We start from the raw sequence: 21417 nt of genomic DNA, 5'->3' as shown, positions 1-21417 counted from the left end.
CAGCGAAGACCGCTGGACTGCGAAGTCCGCTGAGGACTACTTCTTGCCCGGCTTCTTCTTGCCGGCGATGGCGCGACGCGGGCCCTTGCGGGTGCGGGCGTTGGTGCTGGTGCGCTGACCGCGGACGGGCAGGCCACGGCGGTGGCGCAGACCCTGGTAGCAGCCGATCTCGACCTTGCGGCGGATGTCGGCCTGGACCTCGCGGCGGAGGTCACCCTCGGTCTTGATGTTGTTGTCGACGTACTCACGAATCGCGACGAGCTGCTCCTCGGAGAGGTCGCGAACGCGGGTGTTCGGGTCGACGCCGGTCGCAGCCAGCGTCGCCTGGGAGAGGGTCCGACCGATGCCGAACACGTAGGTGAGGGCAACCTCCACGCGCTTGTCGCGCGGGATGTCAACACCGGAAACGCGTGCCATTCAATGGCTCCTGGTGATCTTCGGAGGTCTTCCGCAGAACCGATTCCCAGCCGCCGTACCAGGTACGAACTGGGTCCCCGGCCTCCGAACCGGGGGTGTCAGACGATCGCTCGCCTGGGTTCTGCGTATGAACAAATTCAGCTTGCGTCGCGCGAAGTCTCTGCGAAAGAAGTGCAGAGGGAAAGGTCGTGCGTCAGCCCTGGCGCTGCTTGTGGCGCGGGTTGTCGCAGATGACCATGACCCGACCGTGACGGCGGATCACCCTGCACTTGTCGCAGATCTTCTTGACGCTCGGCTTGACCTTCATGGGATTGAGGTTCTCCGGGTCAGTGCCATCACCCCGCCGAAACGGAGCGCGGGCAAGATCTACTTGTAGCGGTAGACGATCCGGCCACGCGTCAGGTCGTACGGAGAGAGCTCCACCACGACCCGGTCGTCAGGGAGGATGCGGATGTAGTGCATACGCATCTTGCCGCTGATGTGTGCCAGGACCTGGTGGCCGTTCTGGAGCTCGACCTTGAACATGGCGTTCGGAAGAGACTCGACGACAGTGCCCTCGATCTCGATGGCACCTTGCTTCTTGGCCACGCTTCGCCCTTCGAATCGACTACCTTGATCGACTCAGTGCGAGCGCATGCAGACATGCGGGTACACAAGAGCCGACGAGTCAGTCTACGACAGCGCACCCGGAAACACGAATCGGGAAAGTCTGCCCCACGGGCCAGATCATTAAGCACCGACGAACCAGGACGCGGCCCGGATGCGCGCCGCGCCCCCGCCGAGGCACTCAGGCCGGCGGATCCGGCGCGGCCGTGATGCCGTACTCCGCCGGCTTCGCCTTGCCCCCGTCCGGGGCCGTCAGAACCAGCGGCCCCTCCTCCGTCAGCGCGACGGAGTGCTCCCAGTGCGAGGACCAGGTGCCGACCGTGGTGATGACCGTCCAGTCGACCGATCCCCGACGCCACTCTCGCGGGCTCGGCGCCCGGGGCGCCTCACAAGCTTCGAGCGGCTGCGCCGGCCTCCGACCGGCGGGCACCGGCTCGGCCCGTCCTCAGGCCAGCGGATCCGGCGCGGCCGTGATGCCGTACTCCGCCAGCTTCGCCTTGCCGCCGTCCGGAGCCGTCAGAACCAGCGGCCCCTCCTCCGTCAGCGCGACGGAGTGCTCCCAGTGCGAGGACCAGGTGCCGTCCGTGGTGATGACCGTCCAGTCGTCCTCGAGGACCTCGGTCTTCGGGGTGCCGAGGGACACCATCGGCTCGATGGCCAGGCAGAAGCCCGGTACCAGCTTCGGGCCCTTGCCGCGCCGGCGCTCGACGTAGTTCAGCAGGTGCGGGTCCATGTGCATCTCGGTGCCGATGCCGTGGCCGCCGTAGTCCTCGATGATCCCGTAGCGGCCGCCGCCGACCTTGGGCTGGCGGCGGATGTAGGTCTCGATGGCCTTGGAGATGTCGACGAGCCGGTTGCCCGGCTTCATCGCCGCGATCCCGGCCCACATCGACTCCTCGGTCACCCGGGAGAGCTCGATCAGCTCCGGAGCGTGGCCGGACCCCACGAAGGCCGTGTACGCGGCGTCCCCGTGCCAGCCGTCCACGATCGCGCCGCAGTCGATGGAGATGACGTCTCCGTCCTTGAGGACGACCTCGTCGGACGGGATGCCGTGGACGACGACCTCGTTCACGGAGGTGCAGATGGTCGCCGGGAAGCCGCCGTAGCCGAGGAAGTTCGACTTGGCCCCGTGCTCGGCCAGCACCTTGCGCGCGACCTCGTCCAGATCCTTGGTACTGGCCCCGGGCACCGCGGCCTCCCGGGTCGCCGCATGAATGGCCGCGACGACCAGTCCCGCCTCACGCATCTTGGCGATCTGCTCGGGGGTCTTGATCTGCACCATGGCGGCGGGGGCCTTTCTGGGACCGGCGAAGGGGACTACCTCAACCATACGGGCGGCCGCGGGCACTCGTGCCGCCGGAGCGGGCCCGCCCACGCAGCAGCCGCGGCCCCCCGACAAGGGAACCGCGGCTGCCGCACGTACAAGGACCTACTGCGAGGCACCCTCGCGCTTCAGCGCGGCCAGCGCCCGGCCCGTGACCTCGTCCACCTGACCCATGGCCTCGATCGTCACGACCAGGCCCTGCGCCTTGTAGTAGTCGATGATCGGCTCGGTCTGCGTGTGGTAGACCTCCAGCCGCGTCCGGACGGTCGCCTCGGAGTCGTCGTCCCGCTGGTACAGCTCGCCGCCGCAGACGTCGCAGACGCCTTCCTTGGCCGACTTCTTGTACGAGACGTGGAAGACGTGCGCGGAGTCGTTGCGGCAGATGCGCCGGCCGGCGATCCGCTTGACGACCTCCTCCTCCGGGGCCTCCAGGTCCAGCACCGCGTCCAGCGTGATGCCCTCGGTCGTCAGCAGCTCGTCCAGCGCCTCGGCCTGGGACACATTGCGCGGGAAGCCGTCCAGCAGGAACCCACCCTCGGCGTCCGGCTGCTCCATGCGGTCCTTGGCCATCGCGATCGTGACCTCGTCCGGCACGAGATTGCCCGCGTCCATGTAGGACTTCGCAAGCTTCCCGAGCTCCGTCTGCCGGCTGATGTTGGCGCGGAACAGGTCGCCCGTGGAGATGTGCGGGATGTTCAGCTTCTCGGCAAGGCGCGTGGCTTGCGTTCCCTTACCGGCGCCCGGCGGCCCGACGAGGACGATTCGCATCAGCGGAGGAACCCTTCGTAATTGCGCTGCTGGAGCTGGCTCTCGATCTGCTTCACGGTCTCGAGACCGACACCCACGATGATCAGGATGCTGGTGCCACCGAACGGGAAGTTCTGGTTGGCGCCGAAACCGGCCAACGCAATCGTCGGGACGAGAGCGATCAGACCCAGATACAGCGAACCCGGCCAAGTGATCCGGTTGAGCACGTAGCTCAGGTACTCAGCGGTCGGTCGGCCAGCCCGGATGCCCGGGATGAAGCCACCATACTTCTTCATGTTGTCGGCGACTTCCTCGGGGTTGAAGGAGATCGCCACATAGAAGAACGCAAAGAAAACGATGAGCAAGAAGTACACAGTGATGTAAATCGGATGGTCGCCTGTGACGAGATTCGCTTCGATCCAGGATTTCCAGCCCGAAGTACCGCTCGAGAACTGCGCGATCAGTGCCGGGATGTAGAGCAGCGACGAGGCGAAGATGACGGGAATCACACCCGCCTGGTTCACCTTCAGCGGGATGTACGTGGACGTACCACCGTAGGAACGGCGCCCGATCATGCGCTTCGCGTACTGCACCGGGACCCGCCGCTGGGCCTGCTCGACGAAGACGACGAGGCCGACCATGACGAACCCGACGAGCATGACGGTGCCGAACTCGATCCAGCCGTCGGCCAGGCTGCCCTGGGTCTTGATGGCCCACAGCGCGGACGGGAAGGTGGCGGCGATCGAGATGAACATCAGGATCGACATGCCGTTGCCGATGCCGCGGTCGGTGATCAGCTCACCGAGCCACATGACCATGGCCGTACCGGCGGTCATCGTGATGACCATGGTGACGGTCACGAAGATCGAGCGGTCCGGGACGATCTGGCCGGCGACCGTGCAGCCGGAGAAGAGGGCGCCGCTGCGGGCGGTGGCGACGAGGCCGGTGCCCTGGAGGATGGCGAGCGCCACCGTCAGATAACGGGTGTACTGCGTGATCTTCGCCGTACCGGCCTGGCCCTCCTTCTTCAGGGCCTCCAGTCGCGGGATCACCACGGTCAGCAGCTGCAGAATGATGCTCGCCGTGATGTACGGCATGATGCCCAGCGCGAAGACCGTGATCTGCAGCAGCGCGCCGCCACTGAACATGTTGACCAGGCCGAACAGGCCCTGGTTGCCGGACGCCTCGTCCACGCATTGCTGGACGGACGTGTAATCGACGCCGGGGATCGGGACATGCGTACCGATCCGGTAGATCACGATGATGCCGAGCGTGAAGAGCAGCTTCTTGCGCAGGTCGGGCGTCTTGAACGCCCGGGCGAACGCGGTGAGCACGGTGCCTCCTGCGACCCCCGCGCTACTGCGTCAAGGGTGACGGTCTTGAGGTTCGACGATTAGGTAACGGTCAACTGCCGCTCAGAGTGCCGCATGTGAGCACGCGGTAAAAGATGGCAGTGCAGGCCACCTTACCCGCGAGACTGCCACCCTAGGAACGACCAACCGGGGATACCCCATTTGTGGGGTATCCCCGGTCGGGATCGCTCAAGTCATCGAGACGCCTGTTGCGTTCAGACGAGCTCGGTGACGGTACCGCCGGCGGCGGTGATCTTCTCCTTGGCGGAGCCGGAGACGGCGTCGACCGTCACCTGCAGCGCCACGGAGATCTCGCCCTGGCCGAGGACCTTGACGAGGCTGTTCTTGCGAACGGCACCCTTGGCCACCAGACCCTCGACGGTGACCTCGCCACCCTCGGGGTAGAGCGAGGCCAGCTTGTCGAGGTTCACGACCTGGTACTCGGTCTTGAACGGGTTCTTGAAGCCCTTGAGCTTCGGGAGGCGCATGTGGAGGGGCATCTGCCCACCCTCGAAGCGCTCCGGAACCTGGTAACGGGCCTTGGTGCCCTTGGTACCACGACCGGCCGTCTTACCCTTCGACGCCTCACCACGACCCACACGGGTCTTGGCGGTCTTGGCGCCGGGAGCCGGACGGAGGTTGTGGATCTTCAGCGGGTTGTTTTCCGCCATGATCAGTCGACCTCCTCGACCGTCACGAGGTGGCGGACGGTGTGCACCATGCCGCGGAACTCGGGGCGGTCCTCCTTGACGACCTGCGTGTTGATCCCCTTGAGACCAAGGGAGCGCAGGGTGTCACGGTGGTTCTGCTTGCTGCCGATGTACGACTTCGTCTGCGTGATCCTGAGCTGAGCCATTACGCAGCACCAGCCCCGGCACGCGCACGCAGCAGAGCCGCGGGAGCGACGTCCTCGAGGGGCAGACCACGGCGGGCCGCGATCTCCTCGGGACGCTGCAGGCCCTTCAGGGCCGCCACGGTGGCGTGCACGATGTTGATCGCGTTCGACGAGCCGAGCGACTTCGACAGGATGTCGTGCACGCCGGCGCACTCGAGCACGGCACGCACCGGACCACCGGCGATAACGCCGGTACCGGGGGAAGCCGGCTTGAGCAGGACGACGCCCGCAGCCTTCTCACCCGTGATCGGGTGCGGGATGGTGCCCTGGATACGGGGGACCTTGAAGAAGTGCTTCTTGGCCTCCTCCACACCCTTGGCGATGGCGGCCGGCACCTCCTTGGCCTTGCCGTAACCGACACCCACGGTGCCGTCACCGTCGCCCACTACGACGAGCGCAGTGAAGCTGAAGCGACGACCACCCTTCACAACCTTGGCGACGCGGTTGATCGCGACAACGCGCTCAACGTACGCGGTCTTCTCGGCGGCAGCTGCGCCGCCGTCACGGCCCTTCCGGTCCCGCCGCTCGCCGCCACCGGCACCGCCACCGCGGCGCTGGGGTCCAGCCATTGGATTTACCTCTCTCTTTTCCGCTAGCTACGAACGGCTCAGAACTTCAAGCCGGCTTCGCGGGCGGCGTCCGCCAGGGCGGCAATGCGCCCGGCGTACTGATTGCCACCACGGTCGAATACGACAGCCTCGACGCCGGCGGCCTTGGCACGCTCGGCGACCAGGGCGCCGACCTGCTTGGCCTGGGCCGACTTGTCGCCCTCGCCACCGCGGACCGAGGTGTCCAGAGTGGACGCCGACGCCAGGGTGTGACCCTTGATGTCGTCGATCACCTGGGCCACGATGTGGCGGTTCGAGCGGGTAACGACCAGACGGGGACGCTCCGCCGTACCGGCGATCCGCTTGCGGATCCGGATGTGACGGCGCTTGATCGCGGCGCGCTTGTAGGCGTCGCCCTTCAGGATCTTCTGTCCGTATGCCATGGCTTACTTACCCGCCTTTCCGACCTTGCGGCGGATGACTTCGCCCTCGTACTTGACACCCTTGGCCTTGTACGGGTCGGGCTTGCGCAGCTTGCGGATGTTGGCCGCAACCTCGCCGACCTTCTGCTTGTCGATGCCCTCGACCTGGAAGCGGGTCGGGGTCTCCACCTTGAAGGTGATTCCCTCGGGCGCCTCGACGGTGATCGGGTGGCTGTAGCCGAGCGCGAACTCGAGGTTCGAGCCCTTGGCGGTCACGCGGTAACCGACACCGCTGATCTCGAGCTTCTTCACGTAACCCTGGGTCACGCCGGTGATCATGTTCGCCACCAGCGTGCGGGACAGGCCGTGCAGGGCCTTGCTCTGACGCTCGTCGTTGGGGCGGGTGACGTTCAGAACGCCGTCCTCACCCTTGGCGATCTCGATCGGCGCCACGACGGTGTGGGTCAGCGAGCCCTTGGGGCCCTTGACCGAAACCGTCTGGCCGTCGATGGTGACGTCCACGCCGGCGGGAACCGTGATGGGGAGCTTGCCAATGCGCGACATAGCTGTTTCCTCCGTTCCCTTCCGCTACCAGACGTAGGCGAGGACTTCTCCGCCTACGCCCTTCTTGCCGGCCTGCTTGTCGGTGAGGAGCCCGTGGGACGTGGAGATGATCGCCACGCCGAGGCCACCCAGCACCTTGGGCAGGTTGGTGGACTTCGCGTACACCCGGAGACCGGGCTTGGAGATCCGCTTGATGCCCGCGATGGAGCGCTCACGGTTCGGGCCGAACTTCAGCTCGAGAACGAGGTTCTTGCCGACCTCGGCGTCCTCGACCTTCCAGCCCGTGATGAAGCCCTCCTGCTGGAGGATCTCCGCGATGTGCGACTTGATCTTCGAGTGCGGCATCGCCACGGTGTCGTGGTACGCCGAGTTCGCGTTCCGCAGACGCGTAAGCATGTCTGCGATCGGATCAGTCATGGTCATGAATTGGCCTTCGGCCTCTCTCGCCGGGGTTTCCAGTTGCCCATCCCTCTCCTCGATCCGAGACGAGGCGGGTGCGGTGCGGTGGACCTACGGCGTAGTAAGTCGTACGGGCGACCATCAGGCGCCCAACCCTCCAAGCCTAAGCCATGAAGGGGAGGGCGCCTGACACGCCCAGTGCTTACCGAGAGACTCCGGAATCCCTAAAAGCAGGGACTACCAGGAGCTCTTGGTCACGCCCGGCAGCTCGCCACGGTGAGCCATCTCACGAAGGCACACGCGGCACAGGCCGAACTTGCGGTACACGGAGTGGGGACGGCCGCAGCGCTGGCAGCGCGTGTAGCCACGCACGCCGAACTTGGGCTTGCGAGCAGCCTTTGCGATCAGAGCCTTCTTCGCCATCTCGCTCACGCCTCCTTGAAGGGGAAGCCGAGGTGACGAAGGAGCGCGCGGCCCTCAGCGTCGTTGGTCGCCGTGGTGACCACGGTGATGTCCATACCCCGGACGCGGTCGATCTTGTCCTGGTCGATCTCGTGGAACATGACCTGCTCCGTGAGACCGAAGGTGTAGTTGCCACGACCGTCGAACTGCTTGGGGGACAGACCACGGAAGTCGCGGATGCGCGGCAGCGCGAGCGACAGGGTGCGGTCCAAGAACTCCCACATGCGGTCGCCACGGAGCGTGACGTGGGCACCGATCGGCTGACCCTCGCGCAGCTTGAACTGCGCGATGGACTTGCGGGCCTTGGTGACGGCCGGCTTCTGACCGGTGATCGTGGTGAGGTCGCGGATGGCGCCCTCGATCAGCTTGGAGTCGCGGGCGGCGTCGCCCACACCCATGTTGACCACGATCTTGACGAGGCCGGGAATCTGCATGACGTTCTCGTACTTGAACTCTTCACGCAGCTTGCCCGCGATCTCCTCGCGGTACTTCGTCTTCAGACGCGGAGTGGTGGTGGTAGCCATCAGATGTCCTCACCCGTCCGCTTGGCAACGCGGATCTTGTTGCCCTCATCGTCGAAGCGGTAACCGACACGCGTGACAACCTTGTTGCCGTCCTTCTCAACGACCAGCTGGACGTTGGAGACGTGGATCGGCGCCTCGGTCGTGACGATGCCGCCGGCCTGCGAACCGCGAGCGGTCGGACCGGCCTTGGTGTGCTTCTTGACCCGGTTGACACCCTCGACCAGGACGCGCTCGTCGCGCGGGTAAGCGGCAATGACCTTGCCCTGCTTGCCCTTGTCCTTGCCGGTGATGACCTGGACCAGGTCGCCCTTCTTGATCTTCATGCTTACAGCACCTCCGGCGCGAGCGAGATGATCTTCATGAACTTCTTCTCGCGCAGCTCACGGCCGACCGGGCCGAAGATACGGGTGCCGCGAGGGTCGCCGTCGTTCTTCAGAATGACGGCGGCGTTCTCGTCGAAGCGGATGTACGAGCCGTCCGGACGGCGGCGCTCCTTGACGGTGCGAACGATGACCGCCTTGACGACGTCACCCTTCTTCACGTTGCCACCGGGGATCGCGTCCTTGACGGTGGCGACAATGACGTCACCGATGCCCGCGTAGCGGCGACCGGAGCCACCGAGCACACGGATGCAAAGGATTTCCTTCGCACCAGTGTTGTCGGCGACGCGCAGTCGCGACTCCTGCTGGATCACGTCTATCTCCTGTTTGTCTGCCGGTTCCCGGCAGGGGCTTCAGTTACGAAAGCCCCTGCCGAGCCTGGCGGAACTGTCCTGCGGGTCTGCCCGCAGGAATTACTTGGCCTTCTCGAGGATCTCGACGACGCGCCAGCGCTTCGTCGCGGACAGCGGACGCGTCTCCATGAGGAGGACGCGGTCGCCGACGCCCGCGGCGTTCTGCTCGTCGTGGGCCTTGAGCTTGTTCGTACGGCGGATGACCTTGCCGTACAGCGCGTGCTTCACACGGTCCTCGACGGCGACGACGACGGTCTTGTCCATCTTGTCGCTGACGACGAGACCCTCACGGGTCTTGCGGAAGCCACGGGCCTCGGTGTTCTGCTCAGTCACGTTGTTCTCGCTCATGCGTTCTCCACCGTTTCGATGCCCAGCTCACGCTCGCGCATCAGGGTGTAGATCCGCGCGATGTCCTTACGGACGGCCTTGAGCCGACCGTGGTTCTCGAGCTGACCCGTCGCCGCCTGGAAGCGGAGGTTGAACAGCTCTTCCTTGGCTTCGCGGAGCTTCCCCAGAAGCTCCTCGTCACCCAGTTCGCGCAGCTCGGACGCCTTGGTACCGGCCGACATCACGCTTCACCTGCCTCGCGCTTGACGATCCGGCACTTCATCGGCAGCTTGTGGGCTGCGCGAGTCAGGGCCTCACGGGCGATCTTCTCGTTGGGGTAGGACAGCTCGAACATGACCCGTCCCGGGTGCACGTTCGCGATCCACCACTCGGGAGAACCCTTACCGGAACCCATGCGGGTCTCGGCAGGCTTCTTCGTGAGCGGGCGGTCCGGGTAGATGTTGATCCAGACCTTGCCGCCACGCTTGATGTGGCGGGTCATCGCGATACGGGCCGCCTCGATCTGGCGGTTGGTCACGTACGCCGGCGTGAGGGCCTGGATGCCGTACTCGCCGAACGCGACCGTCGTACCGCCCTTGGCCTGACCACGGCGCTTCGGGTGGTGCTGCTTGCGGTGCTTGACCCTACGGGGGATCAGCATGACGGTCAGGCCTCCGTTCCGGTGCTCTCAGCCGGAGCGGCGGCGGGAGCCTCGGCCTTGGGGGCCTCGGCACCGGCAGCCTGCTGCGGCTTGCGACCGCGCCGCTCGCCACCACGGCCACCACGGGCCGGGCGGTCGGAGCCGCCGCCACCGCGAGCCGGGCGGTTACCCGCACGGGCGGCAGCGTTCTCGGCGCGGACCTCGGCGATGTTCTTGACATCGCCCTTGTAGATCCAGACCTTCACACCGATGCGGCCGAAGGTCGTCTTGGCCTCGAAGAAGCCGTAGTCCACGTTCGCGCGGAGCGTGTGCAGGGGCACGCGGCCCTCGCGGTAGAACTCCGAGCGGGACATCTCGGCGCCACCGAGGCGGCCACCGCACTGGATCTTGATGCCCTTGGCGCCGGCCTTCATCGCCGACTGCATGCTCTTACGCATGGCGCGGCGGAAGGAGACGCGGGAGGAGAGCTGCTCGGCGACGGCCTGAGCAACCAGCTGAGCGTCCGTCTCGGGGTTCTTGACCTCGAGGATGTTCAGCTGGACCTGCTTGCCCGTGAGCTTCTCGAGGTCACCGCGGATGCGGTCGGCCTCGGCGCCACGGCGGCCGATGACGATGCCCGGACGCGCGGTGTGGATGTCGACGCGGACGCGGTCACGGGTGCGCTCGATCTCCACCTTGGAGATGCCGGCGCGCTCCATGCCGGACGTCATCATCCGACGGATGGCGACGTCTTCCTTGACGTAGTCCTTGTACAGCTTGTCGGCGTACCAGCGGGACTTGAAGTCCGTGGTGATGCCGAGCCGGAACCCATGCGGGTTTACCTTCTGGCCCATTACCGGGTTCCTTCCTTGCTGCTGACGACCACGGTGATGTGGCTGGTCCGCTTGCGGATCCGGTAGGCACGGCCCTGGGCGCGCGGCCGGAACCGCTTCAGGGTCGGACCCTCGTCGACGTACGCCTCGGAGATGAAGAGGCTGTCGGCGTCGGTGTGGTCGTAGTTGTGCGCGGCGTTGGCGATGGCGCTGTCCAGCACCTTGCCGACGGGCACTGAGGCTGCCTGCGGAGCGAATCGCAGAACAGCCTGAGCCTCCGTGGCGTCCATGCCACGGATCAGGTCCACCACTCGGCGGGCCTTCATGGGCGTGACGCGGATGTACCGCGCCTGGGCCCTGGCTTCCATGGTTGTCCCTCTCAGTTACTTACGTGTCTGAATGCGATCCGCTGCTAGCGGCGCTTCGACTTCCGGTCGTCCTTGACGTGACCCCGGAAGGTGCGCGTCGGCGAGAACTCGCCGAGCTTGTGGCCGACCATCGACTCGGTGACGAACACCGGGATGTGGGTCTTGCCGTTGTGCACCGCGAGCGTGTGGCCGAGCATGGCCGGCACGATCATGGAGCGACGGGACCAGGTCTTGATGACGTTCTTGGTGCCGGCTTCGTTCTGGGCGTCCACCTTCTTGATCAGGTGGTCGTCGACGAAGGGCCCCTTCTTGAGACTACGCGGCATCTAAACCCGCTCCTAGCGCTTCTTGTTCGTCTTGCGGCGGCGGACGATGTACTTGTTCGAAGCCTTCTTCGGCGAACGAGTACGACCCTCCTTCTGACCCCAGGGGCTGACCGGGTGGCGACCACCGGAGGTCTTGCCCTCACCACCACCGTGGGGGTGGTCAACCGGGTTCATCGCCACACCGCGAACGGTCGGGCGGACGCCCAGCCAGCGCTTGCGGCCGGCCTTACCCCAGTTGATGTTGCTCTGCTCGGCGTTGCCGACCTCACCGACGGTGGCGCGGCAGCGCACGTCGACCAGGCGGATCTCACCGGAGGGCATGCGCAGGTGGGCCATCTGGCCCTCCTTCGCGAGCAGCTGCACGGAGGTACCGGCGGAGCGGGCGAACTTGGCGCCGCCACCCGGACGGAGCTCGATCGCGTGGATCGTGGTACCGACCGGGATGTTGCGGAGCGCCAGGTTGTTGCCCGGCTTGATGTCGGCCCCGGGACCGTTCTCGACGCGGTCACCCTGCTGCAGGTTGCGCGGGGCGAGGATGTAGCGCTTCTCGCCGTCCGCGTAGTGCAGCAGCGCGATGCGCGCGGTGCGGTTGGGGTCGTACTCGATGTGCGCGACCTTCGCCGGCACGCCGTCCTTGTCGTGACGACGGAAGTCGATCACGCGGTAGGCGCGCTTGTGTCCGCCACCCTGGTGGCGAACGGTCACACGACCGGCGTTGTTACGGCCGCCCTTGCTGTGCAGCGGGCGGACCAGCGACTTCTCCGGCGTGGACCGCGTGACCTCGACGAAGTCGGCGACGCTGGAGCCACGACGGCCCGGCGTAGTCGGCTTGTACTTGCGGATTCCCATTTCTCAGTCCTCGTCCGATATCGGACGATCCGACCCGCTTACGCGGTCGGACCGCCGAAGATGTCGATACGGTCGCCCTCGGCGAGGGTCACGATCGCGCGCTTGGTCGCGGAGCGCTGACCGAAACCGGTCTTGGTGCGCTTGCGCTTGCCCTGGCGGTTGATCGTGTTGACCCCGGTGACCTTGACCGAGAAGACCGCCTGGACGGCTTCCTTGATCTGGGTCTTGTTCGCACGCGGGTCGACGATGAACGTGTACTTGCCCTCGTCGAGGAGCGCGTAGCTCTTCTCGGAGACGACCGGCTTGAGCAGCACGTCACGGGGGTCCGTGTACGACTTGCTCAGCGGGGTCTCGACGGTGTTCTTGCCCTCCGCGGCGTGGCGACGCGCCTTGGCGACGCGCGCGGCCTTGGCGGCCTTGGCCGCCTTGGAGGCAATGGCGGGGTGACGGATAGCCATCAGGCCTCGCTCCCTTCGGTGTCATTGGCCTTCGGGCCGGACACGAAGGACTCGAAGGCGGCCTGGGTGAAGACCACGTCGTCCGAGACGAGAACGTCGTACGTGTTCAGCTGGCCCGGCTCCAGGATGTGGACCTGGGGCAGGTTGCGGGCGGACAGCCACGCGGCCTCGTCGGCACGCTCGACGACCAGGAGCAGGTTCTTGCGCTCCGAGATCTTGCCGAACAGCGACTTCGCGGCCTTCGTCGAAGGGGTCTCACCCTCGATGACGCCGGAGACGACGTGGATGCGGTTGTTGCGGGCCCGGTCGGTGAGGGCGTGGCGCAGGGCCGCGGCCTTCATCTTCTTCGGGGTCCGCTGCGAGTAGTCACGCGGCACGGGACCGTGCACGACGCCACCACCGGCGAACTGCGGCGCGCGGGTCGAGCCCTGACGGGCGCGACCGGTGCCCTTCTGGCGGTAAGGCTTCTTGCCACCACCACGGACTTCACCGCGGGTCTTGGTCTTGTGCGTGCCCTGACGGGCAGCGGCCAGCTGTGCGACGACGACCTGGTGAAGCAGCGGGACGCTGATCTTCTCTACGTCGAAGATCTCCGCAGGGAGCTCGACGGTACCGGCCTTGTCGCCCGCCGGCGAAAGGATGTCAACAGTGCTCATCGGTTACCTCAGGCCCCCTTGGCCGCGGTGCGGACCAGGACGAGGCCGCCGTTCGGACCGGGAACCGCGCCCTTGATGAGCAGCAGACCCTTCTCCGCGTCAACGGCGTGGACGGTCAGGTTCTGGGTGGTGACCCGCTCGTTGCCCATGCGACCCGCCATGCGGAGGCCCTTGAACACACGGCCCGGGGTGGCGCAGCCACCGATGGAACCGGGAGAGCGGTGCTTGCGCTGGGTGCCGTGTCCGGCGCCGAGGCCCTTGAAGTTGTGACGCTTCATGACACCGGCGAAGCCCTTGCCCTTGCTCTTGCCGGTGACGTCGACCTTCACGCCGGCCTCGAAGACCTCGGCCGTGACTTCCTGGCCGAGCGTGTACTCGGAGGCGTCAGCGGTGCGGATCTCGACGAGGTGACGACGGGGGGTGACGTCGGCCTTGGCGAAGTGACCCTTGAGGGGCTTGTTCACCTTGCGCGGGTCGATCTCGCCGAAGGCGATCTGGACCGACTCGTAGCCGTCGACGTCGTTCGTACGCACCTGGGTCACGACGTTGGGGCCGGCCTTGACGACGGTGACGGGAACAACACGGTTGTTCTCGTCCCACACCTGCGTCATGCCGAGCTTCTCGCCCAGGATGCCCTTGATCTGCTTAGCCATTCTCAGATCACCGACCCTCAGAGCTTGATCTCGATGTCGACACCGGCCGGGAGGTCGAGTCGCATCAGAGAGTCAACGGTCTTGGGAGTCGGGTCGAGGATGTCGATCAGGCGCTTGTGCGTACGCATCTCGAAGTGCTCGCGCGAGTCCTTGTACTTGTGCGGCGACTTGATGACGCAGTACACGTTCTTCTCAGTGGGCAGCGGCACCGGGCCTGCGACCGACGCACCAGTGCGCGTCACCGTCTCGACGATCTTCTTCGCCGAAGAGTCGATGACCTCGTGGTCGTAGGCCTTGAGCCGGATGCGGATCTTCTGTCCCGCCATGGCTACTCAGTAGTCCTTTGTCTAGTCAACGCTCTGGAACCCGGTGTTCCTGTTTCCCGCTCTCCGACCCACGCGGTCGGGCGTGTCGCGCTCCCGCTGACACAGATGTCCCTTGTTCGAACATCCCTGCTGGGATTGCACACGGCCCTTCCGGAACCGCAGGCCGAGGGCGAGAGGCCCACCGGGCGCCTGGTCGGTGCCGCACCACACTTCCCGGAAGATTCCCGTACGTCCGCCCCAGCGCTGCCATGCGGCAGTTAGGGCGACGAGTACCGTGGGACTTGCTTCCAGTCCTCCCGGCGGGAGGCGCGCAGCATCAACACTCGACCGAGCAACTCCGACAGTCTGCCATATGGGGCAGCCGCCTGGCCAATCGAGCCGGAGACAATACCCCGGGAGTGACGCAGGTCAAACACCGGCGGCCGGGAGCTGCCGCGGCGGGGCCGTCAGAGCCACTCCCCCTCGCCGTCCGCCGCGCCCTCGCCGCGTTCGCGCACCAGCACGACCAGCTGGACCGGCGCTTCGGTGTCGTCGTGCTTGACGCCGGCCAGCAGGACCTTGTCCGAGAGCAGCCAGGCGGTGTGGTCGATGTAGTCCGCGCCGTCGGTCAGATCCTCGTCGGAGGACTCGAGCCGGGCGCCGAGAGCGCCGGATTCCAGCTGGGCGGCGATGCGCGGGAGCTCGGCCGAGGCGGCGTCGTACAGGTCGTCGAGGTAGGTGTCCGGGTCCGGCCACTCCTCCTCGGCCTCGCGGTACCAGAGCGTGAACTCGACCTGCACCAACGGTCCGTCGCCCTGGATCCACGCGTGCGCATCCCCGCGCCGCCAGGTCGTCGCCCACTCCTTGGCCGGATTCCTGCGCTCGCCCGTCCAGCCCGCCGCGTCGAGGACCGCGGCCGCCGCCGGCCCGGTGAGTTCGTCGAGTTCGGACAGCCGACCCACTTCCGCGCTTACGTCAACCATTTACTCATTCCGCTCATACCATTGCCGGGCACGTGAAAGACCGCCAGGGTACCATTTGCCATTGCCTCCGGGAAATGCGTACCGAGCACTTCCCGGAAATGCGCCGCACCCGCCTCGTTGGAAATGGCATAGCGCACGCCTTTCCCGCCCATTTCCTCATTCAGCTTCAGCAGCTTGGCGGCCTGGTCGGTAATCTTCTGCTCCTTGTAGAAGGAGCTTTCGGGATTGTAGGCGGACTTGGCCCACTCGCTCTCCCGCCCGCCGGTGAACTTCGCCTCCATGATCCAGCCGTTCGTGGGACCGCCGTCCACATGGACTTCCCGGCCGTTGGAGAGCTTCCAGATCTGCTCGTAGTCGACGCCGGACACGACCCGCTGGTACCGGAACGAGGGGCGCTTCAGCATCTTGTCGGTCAGCCAGGCGAGCCCCTTGAAGGTGGGGCAGGTCTGCAGCCCCAGCGGGTCGGACCAGACCAGCGGGTTGACCACGTACGCGTAGTGGTCGGGACCCGCGGCGAGCCCGAGGGGGTCGGGCGAGAGATACCGGGAGGTGTGCGGGTCGTAGTAGCGGAAGTAGTTGTAGTGGAGTTCGCTCTCGGCATCGACATACTGGCCGGGGAACCGGAGCCGACAGGATTCCCCCGTGTCGGAGAATTCCGTCGGCTCACCCCAAAGGCTCGACCTGTTCTTCCAGACCGCCGCACCCTCGGGGGAAATCAATTCACGGGGGCTGCCCGCGAGATCGCTGACGATGAGCCGGAATCTGCGGTCCACCTCGTCCTGCGGAACATCACGGAGCCATTCCCGGGTGCTCTGCGCCACCGGACGGTGGCTGTCGGGGGCGTACTCCCAGGTGACGCTGGTACGGTCACCGGCTCCGCGGTCGTGTATCTCCTCGGCCAGCCGGCTGCCGTCCCAGACGAAGAAGACGGCCTCGGCGACGTCCCCGGCGGAGTCCAGGCGCTCCTTCGATATCCGGCGCCCGAGGGGGTCGTAGGTGTAGCGCCAGGCCGTCCCGTCCGGCGTGACCAGACCCGTCAGGCGGTCGTCGGCGTTCCAGCTGTACGTCCAGGTCTTCCGCCGGCCGGACAGCGTTCTCCGCGTACGGCGGACCACCCGGCCCTGGGCGTCGTACGCGTAGCTGGTCCGTCCGGCCCTCTGCAGCCGGTTGCCGGAGTACTCGAACCGCTGCTCGGGTTCCTCTCGGGCCCCGTCCGGCCGCTCCCGGCCGGAGGCGACCGGCCGGCCGCCGGGGTCGTACGCGTAGTGCTCGGTTCCCGACCGGGCCCCGACCGTGACGGGCCGGCCCACCGCGTCCAGGGCGTAGCGCGTCCTGCCGTCCAGGGCGTCGATCTCCTCGACGGGACCGGCCGGACTGTGCAGGTATCGGCGGTCGACGGCGGTGGCCGCCGTGCCCGTCTCCCCCGCCCCGAGGACCGTCTGCCGGCGCATGCGGTGCAGCCCGTCCCAGGTCTGCCGCAGCACCGGCCGGTCGTCCAGCCCGATCTCCGTCTCCCGGCCCGCGGCGTCGTGGGCGAAGCGCAGGGCGTGGTCGAAGGCCGCGAGCTCCCGGGGCTGCCCGTCGAGGGTGTACGACCAGCTGCTCAGCGCTCCGGAGGGGGTGACGCGCGCCGTGCGACGGCCCGCCAGGTCGTAACGGAAGCTGCTGGTCCGGCCGTTGACGGTCTCCTCGGTGACCCTGCCGTACGCGTCGTGCGCGAAGGTGAGCCGGACGCCGGGCGACCGGGCTTCCGCCAGCCGCCCGGCCTCGTCGTACCGGAACACCGTGGTGGCGTCCCCGGCTCGCTTCTCGACGACGTTGCCGACCACGTCACGCAGGTACTCGACCGTCTCGCCGGCGCCGTTGATCTGCCGGATCAGCCGGCCCACCTCGTCGCGTGCATAGCCGATCCGGCGCCCGTCGAAGTCCCGCTCCGCGACCAGATGGCCCGCCGCGTCGTAGGTGTAGCTCCAGGTGAGCCCGTGCGCGTCGGTGACGCCGGTGAGCCGCAGCTCGGTGTCGTGCTCGAAGCGCAGGGTGGCGCCCGCGGGATCGGTCCTGCTCACCAGCAGGTCGAAGTGGGAGTACGTCGACACGGTCGTCGCCCCGGCCGCGTCCGTGTACGCGAGGAGGTTGCCCTCCGCGTCCCAGGCCCAGGACTCCCTGCTGCCGTCGGCCGCGATCCGCTCCCTCCTCCTGCCCTCCGGCGTCCAGGAGATCCGGGTGATGCCGCCCAGCGGATCCGTCACCGCCTCGACCCGGCCGAACGCGTCCCGGGTGTACTCGACAGCCGCACCGGTGGCATTCGTGACCCGCACCGGCAGCCCAGCGGCGTCCGGCACCAGGGACACCGTCGCCCCCAGGGGATCGGTGATGGCGACGAGGGCGCCCCCGGGGCCGTACCGGAAGACGGTCTCGGCGCCTCCCGGCTCCACCACGGACGTACGGTTGCCGCGCTCGTCGTAGGAGTAGGTGCGCACGGCCCCGTCGCCGCCGACGGTGCGGACCGGCAGGTGCCACTGGTTGTACTCAGCGAGGGCCCGGCGGCCGTCGGGACCGGTGATCGACGTGACGTTGCCGGCCTCGTCGTAGGTGTACGCCGTCTCCCGTCCCACCGGGTCGGTCTGCTTGAGGAGCCGGCCGTGCCGGTCCCACTCGAGCGATTCCTGGCGGCCCAGCGGGTCGGTCACCCGGACGAGTTGCAGCAGCTCGTTGTGCTCGTACCGGAGGGAGTGCCCGAGCGAGTCCGTGTACGTCGTGCGGCGCCGGGCGGTGTCGTAGCCGATGACGCAGTTCAGGTAGCCGTCGGCGCCCTGCCCCGCCACGCAGCGGTCGGCGCCGTCGTAGGTGAACCGGTACCAGCTGCCGTTGCGGTCGGTCCAGGAGACGACGCGTGCCCGGTCGTCGTAGGTGAGCCGGAGCGGCAGTCCGGAGGAGTTGTGGATCTCGGTGAGGTTCCGGTCCGCCGAGTACGCGTACCGGCGCACGGTCGTCGTGCCGCCGACCGCGGCGCCGTCCCGCAGCCGCAGCGCGGTCACCAGGCCGTCCGCCGTGTCGACCTCGACGTGGTAGCCGCCGGAATGCCGCACCGCGACCGGGGTGCCGTCGGCGCGCCGGTCGACGTCGACGCGGTTGTCGTTGCGGTCGGTGATCGCGGACAGGGCCAGGGTGTACGGCATGTCCGGCAGCGGCTCGGTGATGACCGCGAAGTGACGGGTGACGCCGAGGGCCGGGTCGTGGATGCGCAGGGTTCCGTGGTGCGGTCCGTCCCACTCCAGCGGCCAGCGGGGGCCTTCCAGCGGCATGGTGGGTTCGCCGGGGGCGGGCACGGGATAGGCGAGGATCATGCCGTCCTCGGCGGCGAACAGCACGCCCTGGTCGTCGAGTTCGACCCGTTCGTCGAGCGTGGACGCCCATGACCTGCCGAACCAGCGGCCTTCCCGGTACGTGGAGATGTGGGTGCGCTTCAGGGCCAGCGCCAGGACACCGGGCAGTTCGAGGTCGGTGTCGTACATCAGCATTTCGCCGGTGACCATGTCGATGGGGTCACCGCCCGGGCAGCGGCCCGCGAGCGCCTTGGCCCGCTTCACCAGGCTGCCCGCACCGCCTCTGAGCGACCTGCCGAGCCCCTTGACGCCAGCGGCCATGCCCTTGAGCCCGGTCTTTCCCGCGGCTTTCAGACCCTTGGCGAGGCCACCGAGGGTGGTCAGCCCCTTCATGCCGGGTATGCAGTCCAGCGCGGCCAGCCCCACATCCCATAGGGACGCCCGGCCCTGGGAATACTTGTAGAGCGTGTCCGCCAGCACCACCAGCGCCGCCACCAGCACGATCGCGGCGAGGATCGGCCCACCGATGATCATCGCGATCACACCCACCACCGCGACGACGACCTTGCACACCGCGACGATCGTGTCCCAGTTGTCGACGAACCAGTCCCCGATGTCCTCCCACCACGACCGGTTCTGAATACCCGCGTCCGACGCCTCGTCGATCTTCGTCTTCGCCGTCCGCGCAGCCTCCTCACGCATTGTGCGCGCGTCCTCGGCCATCTTCTTCGCCGCATCCAACGCACCCTGCGCATCCGCGACATCCCCACGCGCACTCGCCTGCGCGCTCTCCGCCTGCTGCACATCCCGCGCCGCAGCACGGACCTTCGCCTCATCCGGCTTCTCAGCCGCCTTGCTGCCGGTCGGGTCGTCCTTGTACTTGTCGGCTTCCTTCCCCGCCCGCGTCACCCACGAATCAGCCGTGGACAGACGGGACTTCGCCGACGCGAGATCCGAGCGCGCCTCGCGCCCCCTGGCCAGCGCCCGGTCCGCCAACGCCTGCGCCCGCTCCAGCTTCGGCCAGTAATCCGCCAGCGCATCACCGCACAACTCGTACGACGACTTCAGCTTCTTCAGATTCTTCGGCACATCGGCGAAGTCCTCCTTGAAGACATCCGCCGACTTCCCCGCCCACTCGGCGAGAGTGCCCTCCCCGGCCATCCCCTTCACCAGACGCAACGCATCCGAGACATCGTCCGCGAAGTCATGCAGCTTCTTCGCCAGCTGCCGCACCTGCTGCGGATCCCCCGGCACCGGATCACCGTCCAGATCCAGGACATGCCAATCCGTGGGCCGATGCCCCGCCATACCGCAACCCCCGTCACGTACGCATCACCAACAACCGTATGCACACGTGAACATACAAGGATCAGACGTTCGACGACCAGGAGCCATCTCCCGACGCCGGGGCACGGCAAAGGGGCCCGTACGACCGAAGTCGTACGGGCCCCTTCAAGGAGCTCAGCTATACGGCTGGAGCTACCAGGTCAATCAACAGACTTACTTGTTGATCTTGGTGACCTGGCCGGCGCCCACGGTCCGGCCACCCTCACGGATGGCGAACTTCAGGCCCTCCTCCATGGCGACGGGCTGGATGAGCTCAACCTTCATCTCAGTGTTGTCGCCCGGCATGACCATCTCCGTGCCCTCGGGGAGGGTCACAACGCCCGTCACGTCCGTCGTACGGAAGTAGAACTGCGGACGGTAGTTGTTGAAGAACGGCGTGTGGCGGCCACCCTCGTCCTTGGACAGGATGTAGGCCTGCGCCTCGAACTCGGTGTGCGGGGTGACCGAGCCCGGCTTGATGATGACCTGGCCGCGCTCGACGTCCTCGCGCTTGATGCCACGGAGGAGCAGACCGACGTTCTCACCGGCCTGGCCCTCGTCGAGCAGCTTGCGGAACATCTCGATGCCGGTGACCGTGGTGGTGGTCTTGTCCTGCTTGATGCCGATGATGTCAACGGTCTCGTTGACCTTCAGGACACCACGCTCGATACGGCCGGTGACGACCGTACCGCGACCGGTGATCGTGAAGACGTCCTCGACGGGCATGAGGAACGGCTTGTCGACGTCACGCTCGGGGGTCGGGATCGCCTCGTCGACGGCGGCCATCAGGTCCAGGACCGACTGGCCCCACTCCTTGTCGCCCTCGAGCGCCTTGAGCGCCGAGACCTTGACGACCGGCAGGTCGTCGCCCGGGAACTCGTACTCGGAGAGGAGCTCACGGACCTCGAGCTCGACGAGCTCCAGGATCTCCTCGTCGTCCACCATGTCGGCCTTGTTCAGGGCGACGACGATGTACGGAACGCCGACCTGGCGGGCCAGGAGCACGTGCTCCTTGGTCTGCGGCATCGGGCCGTCGGTGGCGGCGACCACGAGGATGGCGCCGTCCATCTGCGCCGCACCCGTGATCATGTTCTTGATGTAGTCCGCGTGACCGGGGCAGTCGACGTGGGCGTAGTGACGCGTCTCCGTCTGGTACTCGACGTGCGCGATCGAGATCGTGATACCGCGCTGGCGCTCCTCAGGAGCCTTGTCGATCTGGTCGAAGGCCGAGGCCTCGTTCAGGTCCGGGTACGCGTCGTGCAGCACCTTGGTAATGGCGGCCGTGAGGGTCGTCTTACCGTGGTCGATGTGACCGATGGTGCCGATGTTGACGTGCGGCTTAGTCCGCTCGAACTTCGCCTTCGCCACTGGGTC

At 66.9% G+C, this 21417-nt stretch carries 30 protein-coding genes and 1 pseudogene; all 31 read right to left on the bottom strand.

The genetic code is table 11. The annotated features are described in order from the left end of the window. Positions 1 to 36: 36 nt before the first annotated feature. Positions 37 to 417: a 30S ribosomal protein S13 gene (gene rpsM / locus M8H82_RS04190; RefSeq protein ID WP_250070983.1), complete on the bottom strand. Its 381-nt coding sequence runs from the start codon at positions 415 to 417 to the stop codon at positions 37 to 39. Positions 418 to 610: 193 nt separating this feature from the next. After that, the gene (rpmJ, locus tag M8H82_RS04185) at positions 611 to 724 is read right to left on the bottom strand and encodes a 50S ribosomal protein L36 (RefSeq protein WP_003974245.1); all 114 of its coding nucleotides are present in this window, start codon (positions 722 to 724) and stop codon (positions 611 to 613) included. Positions 725 to 783: 59 nt separating this feature from the next. Beyond that, complete coding sequence (infA, locus tag M8H82_RS04180) at positions 784 to 1005, bottom strand: translation initiation factor IF-1 (protein ID WP_003948620.1); 222 nt, start codon at positions 1003 to 1005, stop codon at positions 784 to 786. A gap of 199 nt (positions 1006 to 1204) precedes the next feature. Continuing rightward, a pseudogene (locus M8H82_RS04175) lies at positions 1205 to 1363 on the bottom strand (type I methionyl aminopeptidase); the annotation flags it as partial. 105 nt (positions 1364 to 1468) lie between these two features. Further along, positions 1469 to 2305 (bottom strand): type I methionyl aminopeptidase, encoded by an 837-nt coding sequence (gene map / locus M8H82_RS04170; RefSeq protein WP_250070981.1) that lies wholly within the window; start codon positions 2303 to 2305, stop codon positions 1469 to 1471. 147 nt (positions 2306 to 2452) lie between these two features. Then, complete coding sequence (locus tag M8H82_RS04165; protein WP_250070979.1) at positions 2453 to 3115, bottom strand: adenylate kinase; 663 nt, start codon at positions 3113 to 3115, stop codon at positions 2453 to 2455. Then, on the bottom strand, positions 3115 to 4428 hold the full coding sequence (gene secY, locus M8H82_RS04160) for a preprotein translocase subunit SecY (RefSeq protein ID WP_250070977.1): 1314 nt from the start codon (positions 4426 to 4428) through the stop codon (positions 3115 to 3117). Before secY ends, M8H82_RS04165 begins: the two co-directional genes overlap by 1 nt. A 233-nt stretch (positions 4429 to 4661) precedes the next feature. Then, positions 4662 to 5117 (bottom strand): 50S ribosomal protein L15, encoded by a 456-nt coding sequence (gene rplO / locus M8H82_RS04155; RefSeq protein WP_053846784.1) that lies wholly within the window; start codon positions 5115 to 5117, stop codon positions 4662 to 4664. A 2-nt stretch (positions 5118 to 5119) separates the two neighbouring features. Next, positions 5120 to 5302: a 50S ribosomal protein L30 gene (gene rpmD, locus M8H82_RS04150; protein ID WP_053846785.1), complete on the bottom strand. Its 183-nt coding sequence runs from the start codon at positions 5300 to 5302 to the stop codon at positions 5120 to 5122. Further along, positions 5302 to 5910: a 30S ribosomal protein S5 gene (gene rpsE / locus M8H82_RS04145; RefSeq protein WP_007384078.1), complete on the bottom strand. Its 609-nt coding sequence runs from the start codon at positions 5908 to 5910 to the stop codon at positions 5302 to 5304. Before rpsE ends, rpmD begins: the two co-directional genes overlap by 1 nt. 38 nt (positions 5911 to 5948) lie before the next feature. Continuing rightward, positions 5949 to 6332 carry a 50S ribosomal protein L18 gene (rplR, locus tag M8H82_RS04140; RefSeq protein WP_067018998.1) on the bottom strand — a complete coding sequence of 128 codons (384 nt, stop codon included), beginning with the start codon at positions 6330 to 6332 and terminating at the stop codon, positions 5949 to 5951. A gap of 3 nt (positions 6333 to 6335) precedes the next feature. After that, positions 6336 to 6875, bottom strand: coding sequence for a 50S ribosomal protein L6 (gene rplF, locus M8H82_RS04135; protein ID WP_099969705.1), 540 nt, complete (start codon positions 6873 to 6875; stop codon positions 6336 to 6338). 24 nt (positions 6876 to 6899) lie between these two features. Then, positions 6900 to 7298, bottom strand: a complete 399-nt coding sequence (gene rpsH, locus M8H82_RS04130) for a 30S ribosomal protein S8 (protein ID WP_015658459.1) — start codon at positions 7296 to 7298, stop codon at positions 6900 to 6902. 213 nt (positions 7299 to 7511) lie between these two features. Continuing rightward, the gene (locus tag M8H82_RS04125; RefSeq protein WP_003948630.1) at positions 7512 to 7697 is read right to left on the bottom strand and encodes a type Z 30S ribosomal protein S14; all 186 of its coding nucleotides are present in this window, start codon (positions 7695 to 7697) and stop codon (positions 7512 to 7514) included. Between the two features lie 5 nt (positions 7698 to 7702). After that, positions 7703 to 8260, bottom strand: coding sequence for a 50S ribosomal protein L5 (rplE, locus tag M8H82_RS04120; protein ID WP_250070976.1), 558 nt, complete (start codon positions 8258 to 8260; stop codon positions 7703 to 7705). Next, positions 8260 to 8583: a 50S ribosomal protein L24 gene (gene rplX / locus M8H82_RS04115; protein WP_053674523.1), complete on the bottom strand. Its 324-nt coding sequence runs from the start codon at positions 8581 to 8583 to the stop codon at positions 8260 to 8262. The genes rplE and rplX overlap by 1 nt, the downstream gene beginning before the upstream one ends. Positions 8584 to 8585: 2 nt before the next feature. Next, positions 8586 to 8954, bottom strand: a complete 369-nt coding sequence (gene rplN / locus M8H82_RS04110) for a 50S ribosomal protein L14 (protein WP_003998823.1) — start codon at positions 8952 to 8954, stop codon at positions 8586 to 8588. A gap of 99 nt (positions 8955 to 9053) precedes the next feature. Beyond that, entirely contained in the window at positions 9054 to 9341 is a 288-nt protein-coding gene (gene rpsQ / locus M8H82_RS04105; RefSeq protein ID WP_020941675.1) for a 30S ribosomal protein S17, read from the bottom strand. Next, the gene (rpmC, locus tag M8H82_RS04100; RefSeq protein WP_030221001.1) at positions 9338 to 9562 is read right to left on the bottom strand and encodes a 50S ribosomal protein L29; all 225 of its coding nucleotides are present in this window, start codon (positions 9560 to 9562) and stop codon (positions 9338 to 9340) included. The genes rpsQ and rpmC overlap by 4 nt, the downstream gene beginning before the upstream one ends. Beyond that, complete coding sequence (gene rplP, locus M8H82_RS04095; RefSeq protein ID WP_004927269.1) at positions 9562 to 9981, bottom strand: 50S ribosomal protein L16; 420 nt, start codon at positions 9979 to 9981, stop codon at positions 9562 to 9564. The genes rpmC and rplP overlap by 1 nt, the downstream gene beginning before the upstream one ends. A 5-nt stretch (positions 9982 to 9986) precedes the next feature. Continuing rightward, positions 9987 to 10814, bottom strand: coding sequence for a 30S ribosomal protein S3 (gene rpsC / locus M8H82_RS04090; protein WP_250070974.1), 828 nt, complete (start codon positions 10812 to 10814; stop codon positions 9987 to 9989). Beyond that, a complete protein-coding gene (gene rplV / locus M8H82_RS04085) occupies positions 10814 to 11161 on the bottom strand; it encodes a 50S ribosomal protein L22 (RefSeq protein ID WP_003974262.1) in 348 nt (115 codons plus the stop codon). Before rplV ends, rpsC begins: the two co-directional genes overlap by 1 nt. 44 nt (positions 11162 to 11205) lie before the next feature. After that, complete coding sequence (gene rpsS / locus M8H82_RS04080; RefSeq protein WP_003992359.1) at positions 11206 to 11487, bottom strand: 30S ribosomal protein S19; 282 nt, start codon at positions 11485 to 11487, stop codon at positions 11206 to 11208. Positions 11488 to 11499: 12 nt separating this feature from the next. Continuing rightward, on the bottom strand, positions 11500 to 12336 hold the full coding sequence (gene rplB, locus M8H82_RS04075) for a 50S ribosomal protein L2 (protein WP_250070973.1): 837 nt from the start codon (positions 12334 to 12336) through the stop codon (positions 11500 to 11502). Positions 12337 to 12374: 38 nt separating this feature from the next. Next, a complete protein-coding gene (gene rplW, locus M8H82_RS04070) occupies positions 12375 to 12794 on the bottom strand; it encodes a 50S ribosomal protein L23 (protein ID WP_250070972.1) in 420 nt (139 codons plus the stop codon). After that, positions 12794 to 13450 (bottom strand): 50S ribosomal protein L4, encoded by a 657-nt coding sequence (rplD, locus tag M8H82_RS04065; RefSeq protein WP_062706770.1) that lies wholly within the window; start codon positions 13448 to 13450, stop codon positions 12794 to 12796. Before rplD ends, rplW begins: the two co-directional genes overlap by 1 nt. 8 nt (positions 13451 to 13458) lie before the next feature. Next, the gene (gene rplC / locus M8H82_RS04060; protein WP_062706771.1) at positions 13459 to 14103 is read right to left on the bottom strand and encodes a 50S ribosomal protein L3; all 645 of its coding nucleotides are present in this window, start codon (positions 14101 to 14103) and stop codon (positions 13459 to 13461) included. A gap of 17 nt (positions 14104 to 14120) precedes the next feature. Next, complete coding sequence (rpsJ, locus tag M8H82_RS04055) at positions 14121 to 14429, bottom strand: 30S ribosomal protein S10 (RefSeq protein ID WP_003948644.1); 309 nt, start codon at positions 14427 to 14429, stop codon at positions 14121 to 14123. Positions 14430 to 14875: 446 nt separating this feature from the next. Beyond that, positions 14876 to 15391 carry a hypothetical protein gene (locus M8H82_RS04050; RefSeq protein WP_250070970.1) on the bottom strand — a complete coding sequence of 172 codons (516 nt, stop codon included), beginning with the start codon at positions 15389 to 15391 and terminating at the stop codon, positions 14876 to 14878. Then, positions 15379 to 19971 (bottom strand): DUF6531 domain-containing protein, encoded by a 4593-nt coding sequence (locus M8H82_RS04045; protein WP_250070967.1) that lies wholly within the window; start codon positions 19969 to 19971, stop codon positions 15379 to 15381. Before M8H82_RS04045 ends, M8H82_RS04050 begins: the two co-directional genes overlap by 13 nt. A gap of 246 nt (positions 19972 to 20217) precedes the next feature. Further along, positions 20218 to 21411 (bottom strand): elongation factor Tu, encoded by a 1194-nt coding sequence (tuf, locus tag M8H82_RS04040; protein ID WP_217237702.1) that lies wholly within the window; start codon positions 21409 to 21411, stop codon positions 20218 to 20220. Between the last annotated feature and the right edge of the window lie 6 nt (positions 21412 to 21417).

The organism is Streptomyces sp. YS415, from assembly GCF_023544665.1.
Classification (GTDB): Bacteria; Actinomycetota; Actinomycetes; order Streptomycetales; family Streptomycetaceae; genus Streptomyces.
The sequence above is the reverse complement of the archived record's forward strand: the minus strand, read 5'-3'. Positions and strand labels throughout refer to the sequence as shown.